Raw genomic sequence first — 19,977 nt, 5'->3', positions numbered from 1 at the left:
TTTGATATTTTTTGTATTTGTCATTACTTACATTATATCATTTTTAGGAGGATTTTTCTACTTATTAATGCTTTTAAACGTTGATATATCAAAGGTTTATCTATATTTTACATGTGCGAAGTTTGAGGAAGTAATTAAAGCAGCTATTGATAAGATTGATTCTTATGGTGGTACATCTGTATATTCAGGTATAGAAAAGGCTTTAGATCAGTTTGATGCACAGCCTTCAAAAGCAATTAAGAATATGATTGTATTAACTGATGGAGAAGATAATGATAATAATGATTATGAACCATTATTAAAACGGGCTAAAGATAATAACATTGTCATATATACAATAGGTTTAGGCACAAGCATAGATGTTAGTTTATTAAATAACATTGCAAATACAACAGGCGGAAAATATTATAGTGCAAGTATTGCTAGTGACCTAATTGAAGAATTTGATAAAATAACAAATGAAACAATAGATTATATAACTGATAGTGATGGTGATTTTCTTTGTAACTACTACGAAAATATGATAAATGAGGAAAAAATAAGGTTAGGAACAGGCGCACCTCTTGCTGGAAAACTTTTATATTTAGATGAAAGTGGTAAAGACACAGATGGAGATACGTTAAATGATGGTGAAGAATTATCAATTGAAAAACAGGGTGATAAAGTTTATGTTTATATTACATCAGATCCAACATTAAAAGATACAGATCAAGATGGAATTACTGATGATAATGAGAAGGCAGAAAACAAGGATGCATTGAAATGGGATATCTCTGATAGAGATTTGGCAATAGCAGCTGATATGGCTTATCACGACTTGCCAGAAGTTTCAAACTTTGATTATTTTAATGATTCATGGAAGGAAGCTATAAATACGAGATTAGGAGATAAAGCGAATCTTAATGAATTAGTAGGTTGGAGTATTGAAGATTCACATTATTCACTTGGAGGTCTTGAATGTATAGCATTTAAAAAAGATAATAATTTGATAATAGCTTACAGAGGTTCTGAGGGAAATAACGCATGGGATTATATTGCGGATTGGGGAGTAGCTGATATTTTAGGATTCATTACTGGGTTTAATGCCCAAGTCCCAGCAAGTAAAGCTTTTATAAAGAAAGTTATCAATAATAATCGTGATTGCAATATATATGTAACAGGACATTCATTAGGCGGTAATTTGGCAATGAATGCAGCTTCAACGGCTATTAATATGAATAAAGATAAATTTGAACGATTAGCTACTTTTAATGGACTAGGATTATTAGTTGGAGTAACCTTTGGCTTATTCGATGTAGTAGATGAACATAGATTATTAAGTGTTGAGGACAGAATATATGACTATCGTGTAGAAAAAGATCCAGTATCTAATTTATGGATTACCTTTCACTATGGAGAGAAAAAAGAGGTTAAAAAAAGTGATGGAGCTAAAGATGCTCATCACATGTACTCATTTTTCGAGCAATTATATCCTAAAAGATGGGTCATAGAATAAAAAATTAGAAAGGAGAAAATAATGTGAGTTATGCTAACTTTTTAAAAAGGATTAGTTCATATGCAATGGATTATTTAATTGTTTCCTTACCCATAATGATTGTAGTGGGCATTTTATGTAATCTGATATTTAAAAATGAAATAAATGCTCAAATGTTTCCGTTTTTACTAATAATATTAGTGTATTTTCCATATGGAATATTTCGTAACGTTTATTTAGATCATACACTTTACGGAGATTACCGAATAATCATAGTTGCAACTTTACTAATTGTTTTAATGGAAACTTTAATGTTTACATTAATGGAAATATTGAATGATGGCCACACTATTGGAAAAAAGAAATTTAAAATTAAAGTAGTTAGTGAGTCTAATAAAAAATATTCGTTATCAATTAAGATATACAGGAATATTTTAAAAAGCTTAAGCAGAAATTTGTTTTGCATACCATTTTTGTTTCAGTTAATAACTAGCAAAAAACAAACTCTTTATGATTCAATATTAGGTACATCAGTAATTGATAGGTGACAGGCACTTGTAAAATTTAGGCAACTACGGACATAATATATGTCCGTAGTTTTTTCGTCAACCAATAAACATCAAACTTTGTCAAATTAAAGAGTAATTTGGCAGAAAAAAAACCCCGAAGAATAGAGGTATAAGAAGATAATTGTAGTATATTATATATGGTTGTTTTTTGCATTTTTGGCTTTGTATATAAGTGAAATAAAAAAACAGGTAAATTAGTTGTACAAATTATTGCTATTAAAAATAACAATAGCATAGTAAATATTTACAGAAGAGTAGAGGGGTAATATGAATAAAAAAAAATCTTTAAAAATCTTTAAAAATTTGTTAATGATATCGGTAGTATTTGTAGCATTTTTCTTATCAGCAGAAAGATTTTTAAAAAAAACAAATACAATAGTAGAGAATAAGGGCATGGAAATAACTAAAACACTAAATAACGATACGACTATAATGAAGGATAAAAAGCTTGTTCAGAGTAATCAAATTTTATTGAGAACGAAGAAAAAGGAAGAAGAAAAAAAACATGAAGTGATTGATATTAAAATGAATGAGAAAAGGATTGGAGAAAAAACAAAAGCAAGTGTAAACCGGTGGAAAAATAGTATTATAAAATTATCAAAAAGATATCCAGATAAGATTATAGTAAAAGGAAAAGGTGATAAAAAAATAGTTGCACTTACTTTTGATGATGGTCCAGACAGAGACGTTACGCCTAAAATTATAGATGAACTTAAGAAGCATAATGCTAAAGGTACATTCTTTTTTGAGGGGGATAGAATTCAGCATAATGAAGATGTTGTGCAAAAAGCCTTTAAGTACGGTAATCAAATTGCTGGACATTCATTTTCACATCCAATGTTCACAAAAGAAAGTAAAGAAGAAATCATTAGAGAAATGACAAAGACGAACAATCTGATTAATTCATCTATAGGTAAAAGTCCAGTATTTTTTAGACCTCCATATGGGGATATTGATGAAAATACCTTGAGTTATTTAGATGAAAATTGCATCGCAATTATATGGTCACTTGATACATTTGATTGGGTCAAAGGGACACAAGCAGCTGAAATAGCAAAATTCGTTATGGATTCTATTGAACCAGAGGCTATAATATTGATGCACAGTACCATTGGAAAAAATGAAACACTTAAGGCACTTCCTTTGATTATTAAAGGATTAAAAGAAAAAGGGTATGAATTTGTGACTGTAAGTGAAATGCTTGGAGCCAATGCATACAAATAATAAATGAATTGGGGGTTTTTTTTTGTATTGTGTTAAATGTGGAAAAGAAATAAAGTTGAATTCAAAGTTTTGTGCTAATTGTGGAGAGCCTGTACCACAAATTAAAGCAGGATTTCTTAATGATGGTACTGATAAATGCGAAGAAAATACTACAAATACAGAAAGTAAGCAACAAGTAGACTGTGATAACATTGTTGAAGAGAATGATGAAATTAATGGTGAAAAAAATATTGATGAATCAGAAGACAATGCTCAATTAGAATTTGCCGAGGAAACTCCAACTAATTATACTGATAATATTCCGAATAAAGTAAAAAAGCCTTCTAAAAAGTTATTAGCAATAGTAGCTTCTGTTTTAGTATTAGGATTATTGGGTGTAATTTTTATTATAAACCCATTTAAAAATACAAAATATATGATGAGTGAAATTGAGTCTACCTTATCTTCTTTTGATGAATATATATTAGACGACTATAAGTCAGAATATGATAATATAAAGAATGGAGTTGCGGATCAAAAAGAGAAAAAAAACTACGAGAAAGTAAAAGTATTATTAGCGGGTACTAAGGATATTAAAGCTAAGTTACAAAAGGGTAATAATACTATTATAGATAATATGCTTAAAGAAACAAAGGCAATAGATACATACAGGGCATATCCTGATGAACTTAAAACTATAAAAGGTTATGAGGATAAGGTAAAAAATTATAAAAACGAAGATAAATTTATTAGCGCAAGAAAGGTGTTAACTCAGTATAATCAGCTCCTTGAAGCTATTAATTATAATTATGATAACTATGATGTATCTGTTAATCAAATAGATTATAATAGTTTCCCAAAAGTAAAGGTATATTTAACGATAGAAGATAAAAACACAAATGAAGTACCTAAAAACTTAGACCCTGGGTTCTTCTATGTATCTGAACAAAATGCAAATAATAACGAGTTTTTGAAACAGAAAATTCAAAAGGTTGTACAGTTGGATCAAGAGGAGAGTCTGAATATTAATATGGTAGCTGATGTAAGTGGTAGTATGAGTGGTGAGCCATTAGAAAAAGCCAAGTATATAATGACAGATTTTCTAGAGGAAGTACAATTTAATATAAAAGATAAAGTGGAGTTAACAGCATTTTCAAATGGAGTACGTACTTGTGCATCATTTACGGACAATAAAGAATTTTTGAAAAATGAAATATATAATCTTCAAACGGATGATCTAACAGCATTGTATGATGCTCTTTTTGCGGCAGTTAATACAACGGCTGTACAAAATGGTGCTAAATGTGTAATGGCATTTACTGATGGACAAGATAACTTTAGTAAAGTTACATATGATGAAGTAATTGAGGTAGCAAAGAGATATAGTGTGCCAATATTTATAATAGGGATAGGTAATGATATGGATACTGCAAAACTTGAAAATATAGCGACAAGTACAAATGGATTGTATAGGCAAATAAATGATATATCAGACATGTCCGATTTTTACCAAAAAATTTATAAACAAAACAAGGAAATGTATCTTCTTGAATATGAAACTCAGGAAAAAAACAACATGATAGATGAGAGAACTTTAAAAATAGATGTTCAAACGCGTAAAGATGGTGGAGGGACAAATTATGCATTTACTCCAAGGATTCTGAATTCAACTCAGTCAGTTTTGAATAGTACTGATGAAATATCAGAATTAATTGATAATTACTTAAAGAATTATGTTAATGCGATTAACAATCATGATTACTCTTATATAGAAGATTATATAGCTCCAGGTGGTAGTATTGAAAAAGAAGTTAAACCATATATAATGAAAGATATTCAGGAGAAATTGCTTTCATATGAAATAATAAACAAAGAAAATATAGACGCTGACACCTATATTGTGACTACAAGGGAGACCTATGAAGTACAAAATCATGATGAGCCTTTACACATGAGGGTATTGGAAGGGAAATATGAAGTTAAAAAGCAATCAGATGGGAAATGGCGAAATTTAAACTTTGCAGACCTATACAAAGTTTTGTCAAAAATAAATTATTAGGTGACAGGCACTTAATTCTAGGTGACAGGCACCTGGGATAAATTGAAACAATTTGAAAGAATTTGCGGAAAGAATTTAGGTGCGTTATTCAAAAGAAACGGAGGTTTTAAAATGTTAACATGTGATAAATGCAATGCTAGTCTAGAGGATGGATCTGAGTATTGTTCAGAGTGCGGAAGTAAAGTTTATGAAACGATTTATTGTACGGAATGTGGTGAAAAGACAACTTCACAATTTGATTTATGTCAGAAATGTGGTAAGCCATTGGGCACTGGAACATCGCAAAAGCTAAGCACAGAAAAGGCAAGAGAAAAAGGTAGTTTTAAATCCAAGCTTAGTTTGCGCTTTTCTAAAAAAAATGCAATTGTTTGCTTGGTGGGGTAGTCATTATATTAGTTGTTGCTGCACTATTTGTAATTAATCTTTTTAAATCTAAAAAATTGGATTCTGTTATATACATAAAAAATAAAGAAATTAATTTTACATTTTCGTCGAAAATAAAACCTCTTGAAATCACTAGCGAATTTATAAATTCGTAGGAAGATCTTGGTTCGGAAGATTTTAAAAAAAATTATAATCTTATTTCTTATAGTGAGGATGGAAATTTAATGTTTTACCCTGATAATATTGATGGTGAGGGCATGGGTACATATTATTTACGCAATCTAAGGAAAGATAATACCAAACAGGATGCAGCGGGAAAGATAGATACGGAAATTTCCATTGAAAATGGTATAAGAATATCTAAAGATGGATCAAAAGCGTTTTATATCAAAGGGTCGGATAGTCGACTTTATTATAATGACATGAGTGATAAAGAGAAGATTGATAGCAATGTTGACTATTTTTATGTTAATGATGCTGGTGACTATATATAGTTTATGTTAAGGGTGATGGTACCATATATGAAAAAGATATTAAGAATAAAAAGGATAAAGAGAAAATTGACAGCGAATCTTATATTCAAGGAGTTACTGAGGATTTGAATAAGATTTATTATTTAAAAGATGAATTGCTATATTTGAAGGAAAGGAATAAAGACAAGGTTAAAATTGATTCAAGTGTTAAATATATTGTATCCGTTGTAGACGGTAATGGATGTTATTATGTAAAAGAAAATGAGGTAAAGGTAAAACTCTCAGACTATGTTGTAGATGATTTGGTTGAATCCGATAAGGCCATAATCATGCCAGAAGAAGCAAAGTATCAAACGCAAGAATTGGTTAAGGGATGGTATGAGGACTATTATGATACTGTGACAGATTGGGATGGTTATAATGCCTCATATGACAAGTATAATGAAAAAATGAACACGGAGATATGTATCAGGCTGGAAAAACTATTGCAACAGATGTAATGATAAATAGTGTTTATAGCTTTAAAGATTCTTCTAACTTAGTATATTTTACCGATTATAGTGATAGTGGTAATGGGACGCTAGAGATCCTTAAGGATGGTAAAGTAAAGAAAATATCAGATGATGTAAATTCGTTTGTGGTAGAAAATGAAAGTAATATTGCATACCTTTTAGATTACAATGGAGATACGGGAAAAGGCGATGCAATGTTATATAACAGCTCTAGAAAGTCTGTTAAAATTGACTAGATGTAACTACATTGTTGTGGAAGTATGATCTTATTGATTTTTCGTCATAAGAGCGGTAAAAGCGGACAGGCGGTGACAGGCACCTGTAAAATTTTATACAATATATTGTATTTAGTAATTTTTACGCATCGCAGATGATGATTTAATGTTGAAATAATAGTTTAGGAGGGGAGAATGTATGTTCATTAATAAATCACATTATTTTTTAATTGTTTTTGTTTTGATTAGTATTATCTCTATTTCTGGATGCCAAAGGATGAAAAAAGATGATGCTTCAAGTGAACTAACGTTAAAAGGTATTGCTTTTGATGTCAACGAAAAATCTGAGTATACCGTATATATTGAAGAGAATTCTAAGTTTGTTCCATATTTGGTTTTAACAGCTGATTATAATGGACAAGCATTGCTCTTGCGAAAAGAGTTATTGCATGAGCCTCGTACTTTTAATGATGATAGCTATGGTTATTCAGGATATTATAAAGATAGTTCTATAGATAAATTCTTAATTGGGGATTTTTTATCTACTATAGATACTAAAATACAAAGTGATATTGTTGACAGTAAAATAACTATAACCGCGAAATCAAGCATGGGAGCTACTGGAGGAGACACAGAAAACATTAATCGAAAATCGTTCTTGCTTTCCGCCACTGAATTAGGTTTTACTGACACTGATGTTACAACTGAAGAAGGAAAGCCATTGAAGTATTTTAAGGATTCAAAGAGCCGTATTGCTTTTATAAATAAAGAAGCACGTAGTTGGCGTCTAAGAACGCCTGAAACATGGGATATCGACAATGTGTGTGGGATTGGTCCGAATGGTGCTCTAGGGTACGGTGGACCTGATAGTAAGAACGGAATTAGACCAGCATTTTGTATCAAAAATACGCAAAAAATTGAAAAAAACAATAAGGTGATAGCGGGGCAAACAGTGTATGTGATCACCAAATAAATTAAAAAACCTGGGGGTAATTGGTATGAAAAAACGTATATTTAGTGTTTTTTTAACATTTTTAATGATCTTTTCTTTGATGCCTGATTCAGTTTACGCAAATACTCAAGCTTCAAACGTTTCTAGGTTCACAGTTCTTGTACTAGATGTGTCGGGAAGTATGGTCGGAACGCCTATGTCAACATTAAAAATAGCGGCGAAAAAGTTTTGTGAGCAAGTTTTAGAAGCAGATGGGGAAAATCATGTGGCTATTACTACTTATTCCGATTATGCGGAGACCATATGTGAATTTACTGAAGATCTTACAACGTTGCAAAGTTCTATAGATACTATAGATGCAACTTATATGACAAACATAACTTCAGGACTTCAGTTAGCAGATGATTTATTAAGTGAAATTCCGGATACAGAAGGTACGAAAAAAAATGTACTTTTGTTATCTGATGGCTTACCGAATGAAGGAACAAGTTTATCTACGGGTAATTACTCCAGTAGCGACTACGCTGGTTATGGGTATGCAAATGCTGCATTTGAAATTGCTACAACATTAAAAGCAAAAGGCAATTCAATATATACGCTTGGTTTCTTCCATAGCCTTTATAATGATAATTTAGTTTTTGGACAGAGATTTATGAAGGATTTGCAGAACGCTGGTTACTACGATGTTGTTGATACCGATAATTTGGAATTTGCTTTTGGTGAGATTGCAACTGACATAATAAAGAAAACCGGCATATTCACATATGCATCTGCGAGTGAGACAGATTATGAGTCAACGTATTATTATGATGATTCATATTTTTCTAAGGATTCCTATGATTACAATGAAAGTCTTGCAACAATGTCCCTAAATCTTGCAATGTCGGCTTTCGCCAGTAATGAAAAAGAATATTCTAACAAAAGTGATAATGCAAAGGATTTATTAACTCAAGTAGGCTTTTCAGACTTTGATACTAATGATTTTTACAAAACAAAACCTACAATAGATTCTATAGGTGTTGTTGCTGCAAATAAAGAAGTTAAGGTGAATAATAAGCCTTATACGTTAATAGCAGTAGCCACTAGAGGTGCTGGATATGAGCAAGAGTGGGGAAGTAATTTTACTCTGGGCGAAAATGGTCAACACGAAGGTTTTAATGAAGCAAAAAACAACGTTTTGACATATATAAAGAAGTACATTGCCGATAATGGAATTTCAGGGGATATAAAGCTCTGGATAACAGGTTATAGTCGAGGAGCAGCAACAGTGAATTTGGTTGCTGGAGCAATTGATGGTGGCGAGTTGCTTGGAAATTGCTCGCTTAATCTTTCAGACTTGTACGCATACGACTTTGAAACTCCTATGGGGGCTGTAGCAGCTGATGCGAAAACAAATCCTGTATACAAAAACATCTTCAATATAATTAATCCCAGTGACCCGGTTCCTAAAGTGGCACCAACTACATTTGGATTTAGACGTTATGGTCAAGATAAGAAATTAGCTTCTCCTGAAGATGACCAATATTTCTCAACTAAACAAGTGAATATGCTTAAAATGTATAATCCGCTGGATAGTACATTAGAGCCTTATATAGTGGATAACTTTGTTATGAAGAAAATTACTATAAAGCCTGGTTTTAGTATCCCAGGAGGTCCTAGTCTGACTCCAACTATTGTTGATGATTTAAAGAATAATACTAGTCAAAGTATTTTTTTAGATACTTTCATAACTAAGCTTTCTAAGGAGCAATTTAAAAGTCGTTCGAATTATGTAACTGACTACCAAAATGGGATTGAGGAAGTATTTAAAGTTTTGATGGGAACAAAAGATGATATTGACGGAAAAAAAGATGTAAAATGGACAATATTTAAAGAGATATTTAAACAGAAACTTAAATCGAATATTGGGACGCTAATTGTATCTACTAGTCCTATTGGGTCAAAAATTGTGGGAAACACAACCCAATTAATCGAGAAATATGCAGTTGAAAGTCTGAATGAAGCAAAAATTACTTTATACAACAGGAGTGAAATTCATACACTGGCATTAACACTTACTGGTACCATTATTAAATTTGGTGTAAGTCATCCGAATTTAACAACTACATTGATTTGCAATCTTAAAGGAATTGGCTCAGCGCATTATCCAGAGCTTTGCCTTGCTTGGATGCAATCGATGGATAAAAATTACACTACGGATGCTGGACTAGCGTTTAGTAATGGATCATATAGAATCATCAGAATTAATTGTCCTGTAGATGTTGAAATATATGATGCATCTAGTAATCTTGTAGCTTCTATAATATCTGATGAACCTCAAGATTTGGCGGGAAGTAGTATTATTTCTGCAATAAATGAGGACGGTGAAAAACTGATTTATCTTCCAGCAAATGCTGATTACAATTTAAAGATTGTTCCTACAGGTACGGGCCTAATGACATATTCCGTAAATGAGTATAGCTCAGAGGCACAGGAAGTAAATAGAATAGCTAACTATTACGATGTTGCTATTAAACCTGGAGATACATTAACGAGTACAGTACCGGCATATAGCGATGAAGATATTACAAAAGTAACAGCAACTGCATCTTCAACGGTGTATTCACTATTAGACACAGACAACAAATTAATTGCAGCAAATGTTGATTTAAAAGGCGATAATGCAACGGAAGCATACTATATGGTTAATGTTGTTTCTCAAAACGAAACAGCTGGCTTTGTTACTGGTCAAGGTATAAGACAGTTAGGAAACTACGCACAAATTAACGCTACTGCGTATAATGATTATAAGTTTGACGGATGGTACACAAATGGACAGAAAATATCTTCAGAAACTGAATATCGTTTCCGTGTGATGTCTGATGTTGAAATAACTGCAAAATTTATATCAACTAGCCCTGTAACACCAGGAGATGACCCAGTAGTAAATGTAACATCAGTAAATTTAAATAAAACTACAAGTACATTAACAATTGGAGATACTGATACTTTAATAGCAAAAGTAAACCCAGATGATGCAAACAATAAAGCAGTAACTTGGAAAAGTAGTGATGCTAAGGTAGCAACTGTGGATAATACTGGAAAAGTAATAGCTGTAGGGACAGGGAAGGCAATAATAACTGTAACTACATCAGATGGAAATAAGACCACAACATGTAATGTTATTGTAAATGGTCCCTCAAAGAATATACAAGTTATTAGTGCAATAGGGAGCGATAGATATGATACGGCAGTTAAGCTAAGTCAAAATCAATTTGATAATGCAGATACCGTAGTGATAGTAAATGGAAAAGTAATGGCAGATGGCTTGGGAGCTACACCACTAGCATCATATAAGAATGCTCCATTGCTTCTGACTGAAACAAATAATCTTCCTAAAACAACTATAAATGAGATAAAGAGGTTAAAAGCTAAAAATGCTATTATAGTCGGAGGATCAGGTGTAGTTAGTGATAATGTAAAATTACAAATGCAGGCTTTAGGATTGACGGTTGAAAGAATTAGCGGTAATGACAGATACGGTACTTCTTTAGAGATTGCAAAGTATATAGATAAAAACTGCTATGATGTAAGTAAAATAGTTGTAAGCTACGGATATGGTGAAGCGGATGCTTTATCTATTGCTTCCACGGCAGCTAGAGATAAAATGCCTTTAATTTTGGTTAATAAAAATGTTATTTCAACAGAAGTTTATGATTGGTTAAAATCAGAGAGTTTAGAAGATGCCTATATTATAGGCGGAAATGGAGTTGTAACTGATGGAGTATTAGACAAAATTAATGTAATTACCTCAGCTAATGTAATAAATAATAGATTAGGCGGTAAGAATAGATTTGAAACAAATGCTTTAGTTATAGACAAGTTTTATGAAGATTTTATAGATAAGACGTATATAACTAAAGGATACGAATTAATAGATGCTTTGGCAGTAGGACCCGTAGCGGCTATAAATGGTAGCCCGGTAGTTCTGTCAGGTAATGATTTAAGTTTAGACCAAAAGGCAGTATTAGACAAAAGATATGGAAATGTTATAATAAGGACTGGCGGAGGAATTTCTGATACAGCAGTAAATAGCCTAGTACACTGCCTCCGTTAGGGGTGACAGGCACTTGTAAAATAATGTAGGCTTGTGGAATAGCAATAAGAAAACTTAACCATATCTGTGGAAAAACTACCGAAATTTATATTTCGGTAGTTTTTCGTAGTTAAAGAAAGTAGCTATCTCTCTGGCTTTATATCTTCATAAATATATTTATGTAGCTGATCTACAGTAGCTTCCATATCAGCTACTAAATACCATATGCCATCTATTGTTTTGTCATAAGAGTATTTTTCCTTAGGAAATCTTTCTTGACCCAAGGTCCTAATATTTGAAGAAAATACTTTTGAACCAAGCTTTATTATATCCATACTATTCATGCTTGTCTCAGTCAAAGGTAAAAGTTTAGAAACCACAGAAGGAAATTCCTTTGCCCCTAGTGACTGAATCTTTGCGAACATACCTGATAATATTGTTCTTTGCCTTTCAGTTCTCACAAAATCACCGCCAGCAGTATAACGTATTCGCGTATATGCAACAGACTGCATTCCATTTAAAGTCTGCGAGCCCGATTTTGAAATTCTCAATATTGATTTATTCTCAATAGTAGCAGTTTCATTCATATAGCTATTTATTAAACTAACTTCATCATCTTTAACATCTACAGTTACTCCACCAATAGCATCTATAATTTTCTCTAAATTGAAAAAATCAACCGTTGCATAATCTCTAATATTCATATCAAAATTTTCATTAAGAGTTCTTATTGCAAGCTCTGGACCACCATAAGCATATGCATGGTTAATTTTTGTCTCACCATGACCTTTTACTTTTACATAGGTGTCTCTCATAATAGAGGACATTTTTATTTTCTTGTTCTTCTCATCTATTGTAAGTATCATTATAGAATCTGACCTAGCTGGTTCCTTCTTATCTCTTCTATCTACACCGAATAGTGCAATATTTGTTATTTCGCTAGTCTCTTTCTTTTTTTGAGCTTTTTTAGGCTTAATTCCTAGATTATCATCAGTTGTTGAAATTGTTTTAGTTTCAATTTTACTAAGTTGATAAAGGGTGGACCCAAAGGCAGTCCCAGCAAGTAATGTAATCATAACAAATAAACTTAAAATAAATTTCTTAAAGGGTTTCATTTTTTTCTTTCTATTCATGTTTTATACCTTCCCATCATATGTACTAAATTGTAATTATGTTAATAGTAATAGATTATAACATAATTATTACTGTGATTTGTGAACATCATGTAACAACTAAGGTGTGGAGATAGGCTAATAGATGTTGAGCCTACTCAAACACACCTAGCAAATAAATGCATTGTTTATAAAAAATTAGCATTAGGGTGACAGGCACTTGTAAAATGATGTATATTCAGCGCATATTAGAATAAAGTATAAGTGAGGGGGCTTGAAAGGAGAATTTAAAATGAAGAATGGTATTGATTTAGAATTAAATGAAAATATTATAAACCCTAGATTATATGGATTTGTGGGGGATGGAATTTTTAATGATTCTATAGCCTTAGATAATATGTTTTTAAACATTTCACAGGGTTCAATTGTTAGATTCCCAATGAATAGTATTATAAGATTAGATACTAATGTTATTACAAATAGATCATGTAATATAGATTTTCAAAATAGTACAATATTGTGTTATTGTACTAATGGTTTGAAATTTAGTGGAGCTCTTAAAAATACATATTCAGTGACTTTAAATTATGTTGAACTAGCAACTAAAAATTCGTTAACACTAAATTCAACTATAGGTATTGAAGTTGGAGATTTAATTAGTGTTATATCTTCTGAATTATACGACACATCAAGATTGTATTATTTTAAGGGTGGGAATGCTATTATTACGAAAATAGTTGGTAATATAGTTTATTTCAATATCATATTTCCTTTTGATATGTTAGCGAGTTCTATTACTGTGAGTATATATAAGCCTGTAATAACAAAGATAAAAAACATTAAATTATTAGAAGGTAAAAATGATTTGAGGTCATCTTTGGCTGGATTATCAATAGAGTATGGTAAAAATATATGTTTAGAAAATATTAACACCAATGGATTTCATGCCAATATAACCCTTAAAAGATGTGTAAATTCTAAATTGAATTTTATTAGTACAGGAAATGCTAAAAATAAAAATACTGATCCTTGGGATGGTTATGGAATATGCATTTATAGTTGTAATAATTTAACCGGAAATAATATAATGACAAATAGCGGCCAGCATGGACTAACTTGGGGAGGTCAAGAGGTTAATTACGGATTGCATTTTGAAGATTGTGTTTTCAAATCAGAGGTTACAAATTATGGAGTAGGAGCACATGAAAATTTGCATAGTGCTATATTTATAAATGTAACAATGTTTGGAGCTAGTCTTGCCAATAATATAAATTGCATTAATTGTGAATTTGTACCTGCTGAAGTTGGAACTGTTGCAGTTTTGCTGGCTTGTGCTGAAAATCCTAGAAGGGCTAATTATAAATTTTCTAAGTGTAATTTCTCTAATCTGTCAATAGTACTTTTGGATTATCATCAGGTAGAGTGCCCCTCCCGCAAATATGTGGGCAATATTGTTCTTGAGGATTGTGAAAACTTTTCAATGTTAATGAAAATAAATACACAAAGCAAGGGTGTTAAGATAGCTGAGATTGATAGGATAGCTTTTAGTAGAGTGAAAAACTACTCTTTTAATTGTACCGATATTTTAGATTATTTAGAAATAAAGAATAGTGATAGTGAAAAAGATGGAGGGATTATTACTCAGTCTGCTATTAATTCTACATACCAAAAGATGAAAAACGTATATCTAGAAAATATAAGTATATGCAGAGGATATGACAATGTGTTCTTTGGTAATTGTGATTCTGTGGTTATTAAAGGATTTAGTTATAATGCGCTAGATAGGACAAATGGACAAGAGACATTTGCTAATGTAGGAAAAATATATTTGGAGAATTATGTTAATAGCTCTGCTGCAATAGGAATAAAGCTCACTTCCATAGGACAACTTATGATGATTAATTGCGAGATAATACTTGCTAATGCACTTACTAATGTTGTTAGGGTTGAGGCTAAGGGGGTAAAAATAGGGGCTGAGTATATGGACATAATCACTTCAACAAGCAATAAAAAATATAAATTACAAGTGAATTCTAGTGGTGTCCAAACCTTGAAACTAGTTGGTGACAGGCACTTGTAAAAGAATGTAAAAACGAACAAATGTATTAAAAATTAATAACTGTCAATAATATAGAAAATAAAAATTGACAGGAGATTGTTTGAATGGGAAGAAAAAAACTAGACTGGTATCCAGGAGCTATGTATCATGTTACAGCAAGAGGTAATCGTAAAAGTGACATTTTTAAAGAAGAAATTGATTTTGAATTATACTTAAAATGCATGAAAGAAGCATTAATTTATTATAAAAATTGTTATAGGATAATCAGCTATTGTTTAATGACTAATCATGTTCATATACAAATAGAAGCCAAAACAAAGCCTGTATATTTTTATATTGGTAGGATTAATACCTTTTATGCAAAGAATTTTAATAAGAAATATGATTTTATAGGTCACTTATTTCAAGCAAGATATAATGCAGAAATAATAGAGAGAGATGGATATTTTTTAGAAGTAAGCAGATATATACATTTAAATCCACTGAAAGCAAAAATGGTTGAAAAGCCAGAGGATTATAAGTGGAGCAGTTATGGTATGTATATTGGAGATAGAAAAGAAGAGTTAATAACTTCGAATAAAATCTTATCCTATTTTTCAAATGATAACAAGAGAAAAAGATACAAAGAATTTGTTGATAGTTTGGGTGACAGGCACTTGTAAAAGATTGTAAACTTTAATTTTATGTTAACTAATTTTAAGATAAAAAATGCACCATAATAAGAACAAATCTGTTCTTATTATGGTGACATGCACTTGTAAAAAAATTCAAAACTACTATTTTATAATAAGATTGACAATGTCTATATTATCTCCGCCATGATAGTTATCATCGTTTTGTAATTTAAAATCAAGTTTAGATATTCCGGTTACATTTAAATTAAAAATTTGTGGTAACTCTCCACATTTTAATTTGTAGGTCGCTAATATTTTATCGTCCCCTAGTACATTAAGGGTATTATCATATTTAGCACCATTATCATCTAATCCAATTAATCCATTTATGTTTTTGTAATTTCCACCTAAATTAAACGTGGTTTTTTCGTCTCGATAACACTTTAATATATATCCTTTATTATAATTTTGTCCTGCCATATTCATTGAGTTATTTATTAGTACAGGTTCTAAATTATATCCTCTATCTACATGAAATGGCATAATTGTATCACTCATGTATTGGTTAGTTGCATCATTACTAGTACTGGAAACTGAAGGCAAAACTGTATCATTAAAATCAATAATAGGATTAACGATATCAATATCATCTCTACCATGATATTGATCATCATTTTGAAATTTAAAATCAAGTTTTAACATTCCAGTTACATTTAAATCCAAAATTTGTGGCAACTCTCCACATTTTAATTTATAAGTAGCCAATATTTTGTCGTCCCCTAGTACGTTAAGAGTAGTATCATATCTAGCATAATTATCATCTAATCCAATTAATCCACTTATACTTTTATACTTCCCACCTAAATTAAATGAGGTTTTTTCATTTCGATAACATTTTAATTGATAGCCTTTATTATATTTTTGTCCTGCCATATACATTGAGTTATTTATTAGTACCGGTTCTGTATTATATTGTGTATCAGAATAAAATGGTTTAAGTATATCGCTCAAATATCTAAGTTCAGTTATATCACCTAATTGTTTAAGAGTTGAATTTGGTACTGCGCCACTTCCACCTAAAACGTCAACTTGTTTAATTTTAGTAATATTTTTGCGAATGAAGTCTTTGGTTAAGATACCTTGTTTCACATTGGTAAGTAAGACAGCTGATGAGGTTTTGGCTGCAAGTGCGGAACCTGATAGGGCATCCGGAAAATCTTCACCATTTGCTACATATATTCTAGAAAAATCAATATACTTAGCAAATTTATTTAGTATATTAATATTCCTTTCGTATTTATCCTTTCCAATTATTCGTTCAGCGTTAGGTAGTTGTTTTACTACATTATTACTGATTACTTGGCTGTCACCAATAACATAAGTCTTAGTTATATTTTTATTAGCTAAATATGTTTTTATACTATTGTCTATATTATCTTTAGATATTAATAATATAGGCATTCCTTTGATCGCTGCGATAGAAGAAATAGAAACAGCATCTGCAAAGTTAGATCCTGTCGTTATAACTACTTCCTTTGAGTCGCTAAGCTGTTGTGCTATTTTTGTTGAGGTAACATATCTATTAGCCCCTGCAAGTCTTATAGTCAATATATCCATTGAATTTAATTCGTTTTCAATGTTTAATGAAATTACACCAGTTCCACCTACTATGAAAACTTGACTAACATTTAACCTTGTAAGTTCATCTTTTGTAGCATCAGTTAATGAATCTTTTTTAATTAGAAGAATAGGTGCATTATATTTTTTTGACAAGGGGGCTGAAGATAAAGAGTCAGGAAAACTCTGGCCTGTAGCCATAATTGCATACTTAGAACTTGTCCATCCCGAACAGGAAGTATTTATTGAAGTTTGGTATCTATCACTTCCACCTATACGATGTGCAGGAGTAGATGCATATGCAACTATCGAAAAAGTGAAGGACAAAATTATTGTAGACGAGTATAGTGCTAGTTTTTTAAAATTTAACATTAATAAACCTCCTATATATTGTTGTAAGTTCAATATTCTACATTTGTTCCAAAAAAACCTTTAAATTGTATATATTATTCATTTTCCTTTATTAGGTGACATATATTTGCAAGAAAATGTAAAGTAATAAGGCGTTAAAATTAAGAAATATACATACTGTAGATTCAATATGCTAATTTGATTGTTAATAAATATAATAATAAAAAAGTAGTTCATAAATTTGAATTTTATGTTAATTAATTTTTAGAAGTATTTATAATGTTTTTAGAAAAAGAATGGGTTATCCCTTATGAACGGGAAAAATCCATTCTATTTTTTATTTTAATGGTAAATGTTAAGAAGGGTAGTTTACAGTTTGTATGCAGTAGTAACGTGTCGAAATACAGAGAATCATGGTATGATATCTATTAATATGCAATTGTTTATTTCAGGAGGACCTAGATAGAAGACAGAAAATGTCCATAAAATATGAAGTGGATGTTATTTAGAAGGTATGAAAGGTGGATACAATGGAGCAAAGTAAAGTTGTTGTTAATAATAATAAAACTAAACCCAAAAGAGTTAGATATATAGATAGTGGAAGAGCACTTGCCAGTTTTGCGGGAATAATATATCATGTGGCTTTAATTTTTAGTGCAAACTGGATAATATCTGTAAGTGAACAAAATCAAATACATGAACTTAAAGCATATACACAATACATTAACTTGTTTAGAATGCCACTATTTTTATTTATTTCAGGGTATTTTAGCATGTCGGTATTAAGCAGAAAAGGATCAAGTGAATTTTTAATTAACCGAGTAAAGCGAATAGCGATACCACTGGTATCTACAATGATTTTTCTAAATACATTACAGAGTTACGTTTCTAATTATTTGCTATACGGAAATCGTAGTTTTGATGGGTGGATATCGCAACTGTTGCCATGGTCATCTGATTTTAGTTTTTCTCATGCGTGGTATCTTTACTACATATTAGTATTCTCATTATTACTACTAGTGGTTGATTATAAAAAGATAATTTCGAGCAGAATTAAAAAATTGCGTAATTGTAATGGGTATTATTTAGATGTGGGTTTCATAATATTAACCATTGGTATAAGTGCGTTTGGATTACTTATATATAAGATAGTGCCACTTTCGCACGCTCTTATAGACATAATTGATATGACCATGTATTTGCCATACTTCGTAATAGGTTACGTCTGTTATGTAAACAAGGAGTTGCTTGAACGACTTGTAATAAATATTGATAAAAAGCGGGCACTTTATTTTTTCATTATGATTGTAGGGACGATGTCGGTGCTACTGATAATGCCAGATAGTTTTAAATACCCTAAATTTTTTATGAATCTTGTGTGTAGATATTATTCATTATTATTTGTGATTTATTTGCTTAATAGATTTTTAAACAAAGAAAATAAAGTTATTGATTATATGTCTAAAGCATCGTATGGCGTTTATATATTGCATCAGCCAATAATTATAGTGATTGGATATATTTATTTGAAATATTTTAATGATGTTTCACCATACGTTGGATTCATATCAGTTTTAAGTGCTTCAATAATACTTACATATTTGATAGAGTGGGCATTAATCAAAAAAACTAAACTTGGTAAGTTTTTGTTTAATGGTGCATAAAAGGTGACAGGCACTTGTAAGGTTTTGACAGGCACTTGTAAAATGATGTAAAATAAAAGGAGGAATTATGGGAAGTTTTAAATTTATGGAAACTAAGATAAACGGTATATATATAATTGAACCTAAAGTTTTTGGGGACAATAGAGGTTATTTTATGGAGACTTACAATAAAAATGACTTTTTTGAAGCTGGTCTTACAATGGAGTTTGTTCAAGATAATGAATCAAAGTCTAAAAAAGGAGTACTAAGAGGGCTTCATTTTCAAAGTAAACACACTCAAGGCAAATTAGTTCGTGTTACAGAGGGAAAAGTATTTGATGTAGCTGTAGATTTAAGAAGTGGTTCGCCTACCTTTGGGAAGTGGGAAGGGGTAATCCTTACTGCTGAGAATAAAAAGCAGTTTTATGTTCCGGAAGGATTTGCTCATGGATTTTTAGTTATGTCTGATGTGGCTGTATTTAATTATAAATGTACAGATTATTATGCACCACAGCACGATAGTGGATTACTATGGAATGATGAAGATATAGCTATTCAGTGGCCCTTAGATGGAATAGAGGATATTCTATTGTCGGACAAAGATAAACTTCAAAAGAATCTAAAAGATATAGAAATATCATTTAAATACAAAGGAGTGAAATGAT

16 protein-coding genes are annotated in these 19,977 nt (G+C 31.0%); 14 read left to right on the top strand and 2 right to left on the bottom strand.

The features are described from left to right. The 10 genes from ACREWB_RS18905 to ACREWB_RS18860 all read left to right on the top strand — a co-directional run. Nucleotides 1-1,495 (top strand): vWA domain-containing protein (locus ACREWB_RS18905; protein WP_431549022.1); only part of this gene is annotated, 1,495 nt, incomplete at its 5' end. A gap of 23 nt (nucleotides 1,496-1,518) precedes the next feature. Next, nucleotides 1,519-2,022 carry an RDD family protein gene (locus ACREWB_RS18900; RefSeq protein WP_431549021.1) on the top strand — a complete coding sequence of 168 codons (504 nt, stop codon included), beginning with the start codon at nucleotides 1,519-1,521 and terminating at the stop codon, nucleotides 2,020-2,022. A gap of 288 nt (nucleotides 2,023-2,310) precedes the next feature. Continuing rightward, nucleotides 2,311-3,267: a polysaccharide deacetylase family protein gene (locus ACREWB_RS18895; protein WP_431549020.1), complete on the top strand. Its 957-nt coding sequence runs from the start codon at nucleotides 2,311-2,313 to the stop codon at nucleotides 3,265-3,267. A gap of 22 nt (nucleotides 3,268-3,289) precedes the next feature. Next, nucleotides 3,290-5,305, top strand: coding sequence for a TcaA NTF2-like domain-containing protein (locus ACREWB_RS18890; RefSeq protein WP_431549019.1), 2,016 nt, complete (start codon nucleotides 3,290-3,292; stop codon nucleotides 5,303-5,305). A gap of 111 nt (nucleotides 5,306-5,416) precedes the next feature. Beyond that, on the top strand, nucleotides 5,417-5,689 hold the full coding sequence (locus ACREWB_RS18885; protein WP_431549018.1) for a double zinc ribbon domain-containing protein: 273 nt from the start codon (nucleotides 5,417-5,419) through the stop codon (nucleotides 5,687-5,689). A 224-nt stretch (nucleotides 5,690-5,913) separates the two neighbouring features. Next, a complete protein-coding gene (locus ACREWB_RS18880; RefSeq protein ID WP_431549017.1) occupies nucleotides 5,914-6,183 on the top strand; it encodes a hypothetical protein in 270 nt (89 codons plus the stop codon). Between the two features lie 104 nt (nucleotides 6,184-6,287). Further along, nucleotides 6,288-6,662, top strand: coding sequence for a hypothetical protein (locus ACREWB_RS18875; RefSeq protein ID WP_431549016.1), 375 nt, complete (start codon nucleotides 6,288-6,290; stop codon nucleotides 6,660-6,662). Next, a complete protein-coding gene (locus tag ACREWB_RS18870; RefSeq protein WP_431549015.1) occupies nucleotides 6,662-6,910 on the top strand; it encodes a hypothetical protein in 249 nt (82 codons plus the stop codon). Before ACREWB_RS18875 ends, ACREWB_RS18870 begins: the two co-directional genes overlap by 1 nt. A gap of 178 nt (nucleotides 6,911-7,088) precedes the next feature. Beyond that, complete coding sequence (locus ACREWB_RS18865; RefSeq protein WP_431549014.1) at nucleotides 7,089-7,862, top strand: DUF6273 domain-containing protein; 774 nt, start codon at nucleotides 7,089-7,091, stop codon at nucleotides 7,860-7,862. 25 nt (nucleotides 7,863-7,887) lie between these two features. After that, the gene (locus ACREWB_RS18860; protein ID WP_431549013.1) at nucleotides 7,888-11,937 is read left to right on the top strand and encodes a cell wall-binding repeat-containing protein; all 4,050 of its coding nucleotides are present in this window, start codon (nucleotides 7,888-7,890) and stop codon (nucleotides 11,935-11,937) included. A gap of 122 nt (nucleotides 11,938-12,059) precedes the next feature. Here ACREWB_RS18860 and ACREWB_RS18855 read toward each other — a convergent pair whose 3' ends face one another. After that, nucleotides 12,060-13,049: an LCP family protein gene (locus tag ACREWB_RS18855; protein WP_431549012.1), complete on the bottom strand. Its 990-nt coding sequence runs from the start codon at nucleotides 13,047-13,049 to the stop codon at nucleotides 12,060-12,062. Between the two features lie 271 nt (nucleotides 13,050-13,320). Between ACREWB_RS18855 and ACREWB_RS18850 the strand changes: the two genes are divergently transcribed. Both ACREWB_RS18850 and ACREWB_RS18845 read left to right on the top strand, forming a co-directional pair. After that, on the top strand, nucleotides 13,321-15,108 hold the full coding sequence (locus ACREWB_RS18850) for a hypothetical protein (RefSeq protein ID WP_431549011.1): 1,788 nt from the start codon (nucleotides 13,321-13,323) through the stop codon (nucleotides 15,106-15,108). Nucleotides 15,109-15,191: 83 nt separating this feature from the next. Continuing rightward, nucleotides 15,192-15,749, top strand: a complete 558-nt coding sequence (locus tag ACREWB_RS18845; RefSeq protein WP_431549010.1) for a transposase — start codon at nucleotides 15,192-15,194, stop codon at nucleotides 15,747-15,749. 114 nt (nucleotides 15,750-15,863) lie between these two features. On the opposite strand, the gene ACREWB_RS18840 is transcribed toward ACREWB_RS18845, so the two are convergent. Continuing rightward, nucleotides 15,864-17,690 carry a cell wall-binding repeat-containing protein gene (locus tag ACREWB_RS18840; protein WP_431549009.1) on the bottom strand — a complete coding sequence of 609 codons (1,827 nt, stop codon included), beginning with the start codon at nucleotides 17,688-17,690 and terminating at the stop codon, nucleotides 15,864-15,866. A gap of 509 nt (nucleotides 17,691-18,199) precedes the next feature. Here ACREWB_RS18840 and ACREWB_RS18835 point away from each other — a divergent pair. Further along, entirely contained in the window at nucleotides 18,200-19,333 is a 1,134-nt protein-coding gene (locus tag ACREWB_RS18835; RefSeq protein ID WP_431549008.1) for an acyltransferase family protein, read from the top strand. Between the two features lie 67 nt (nucleotides 19,334-19,400). Next, complete coding sequence (gene rfbC / locus ACREWB_RS18830; RefSeq protein ID WP_431549007.1) at nucleotides 19,401-19,976, top strand: dTDP-4-dehydrorhamnose 3,5-epimerase; 576 nt, start codon at nucleotides 19,401-19,403, stop codon at nucleotides 19,974-19,976. Nucleotide 19,977: the final 1 nt, after the last annotated feature.

It is taken from the genome of Clostridium sp., from assembly GCF_050717635.1.
GTDB lineage: Bacteria > Bacillota > Clostridia > Clostridiales > Clostridiaceae > Clostridium_AD.
This window is presented reverse-complemented; position numbering and strand designations above follow the sequence as displayed.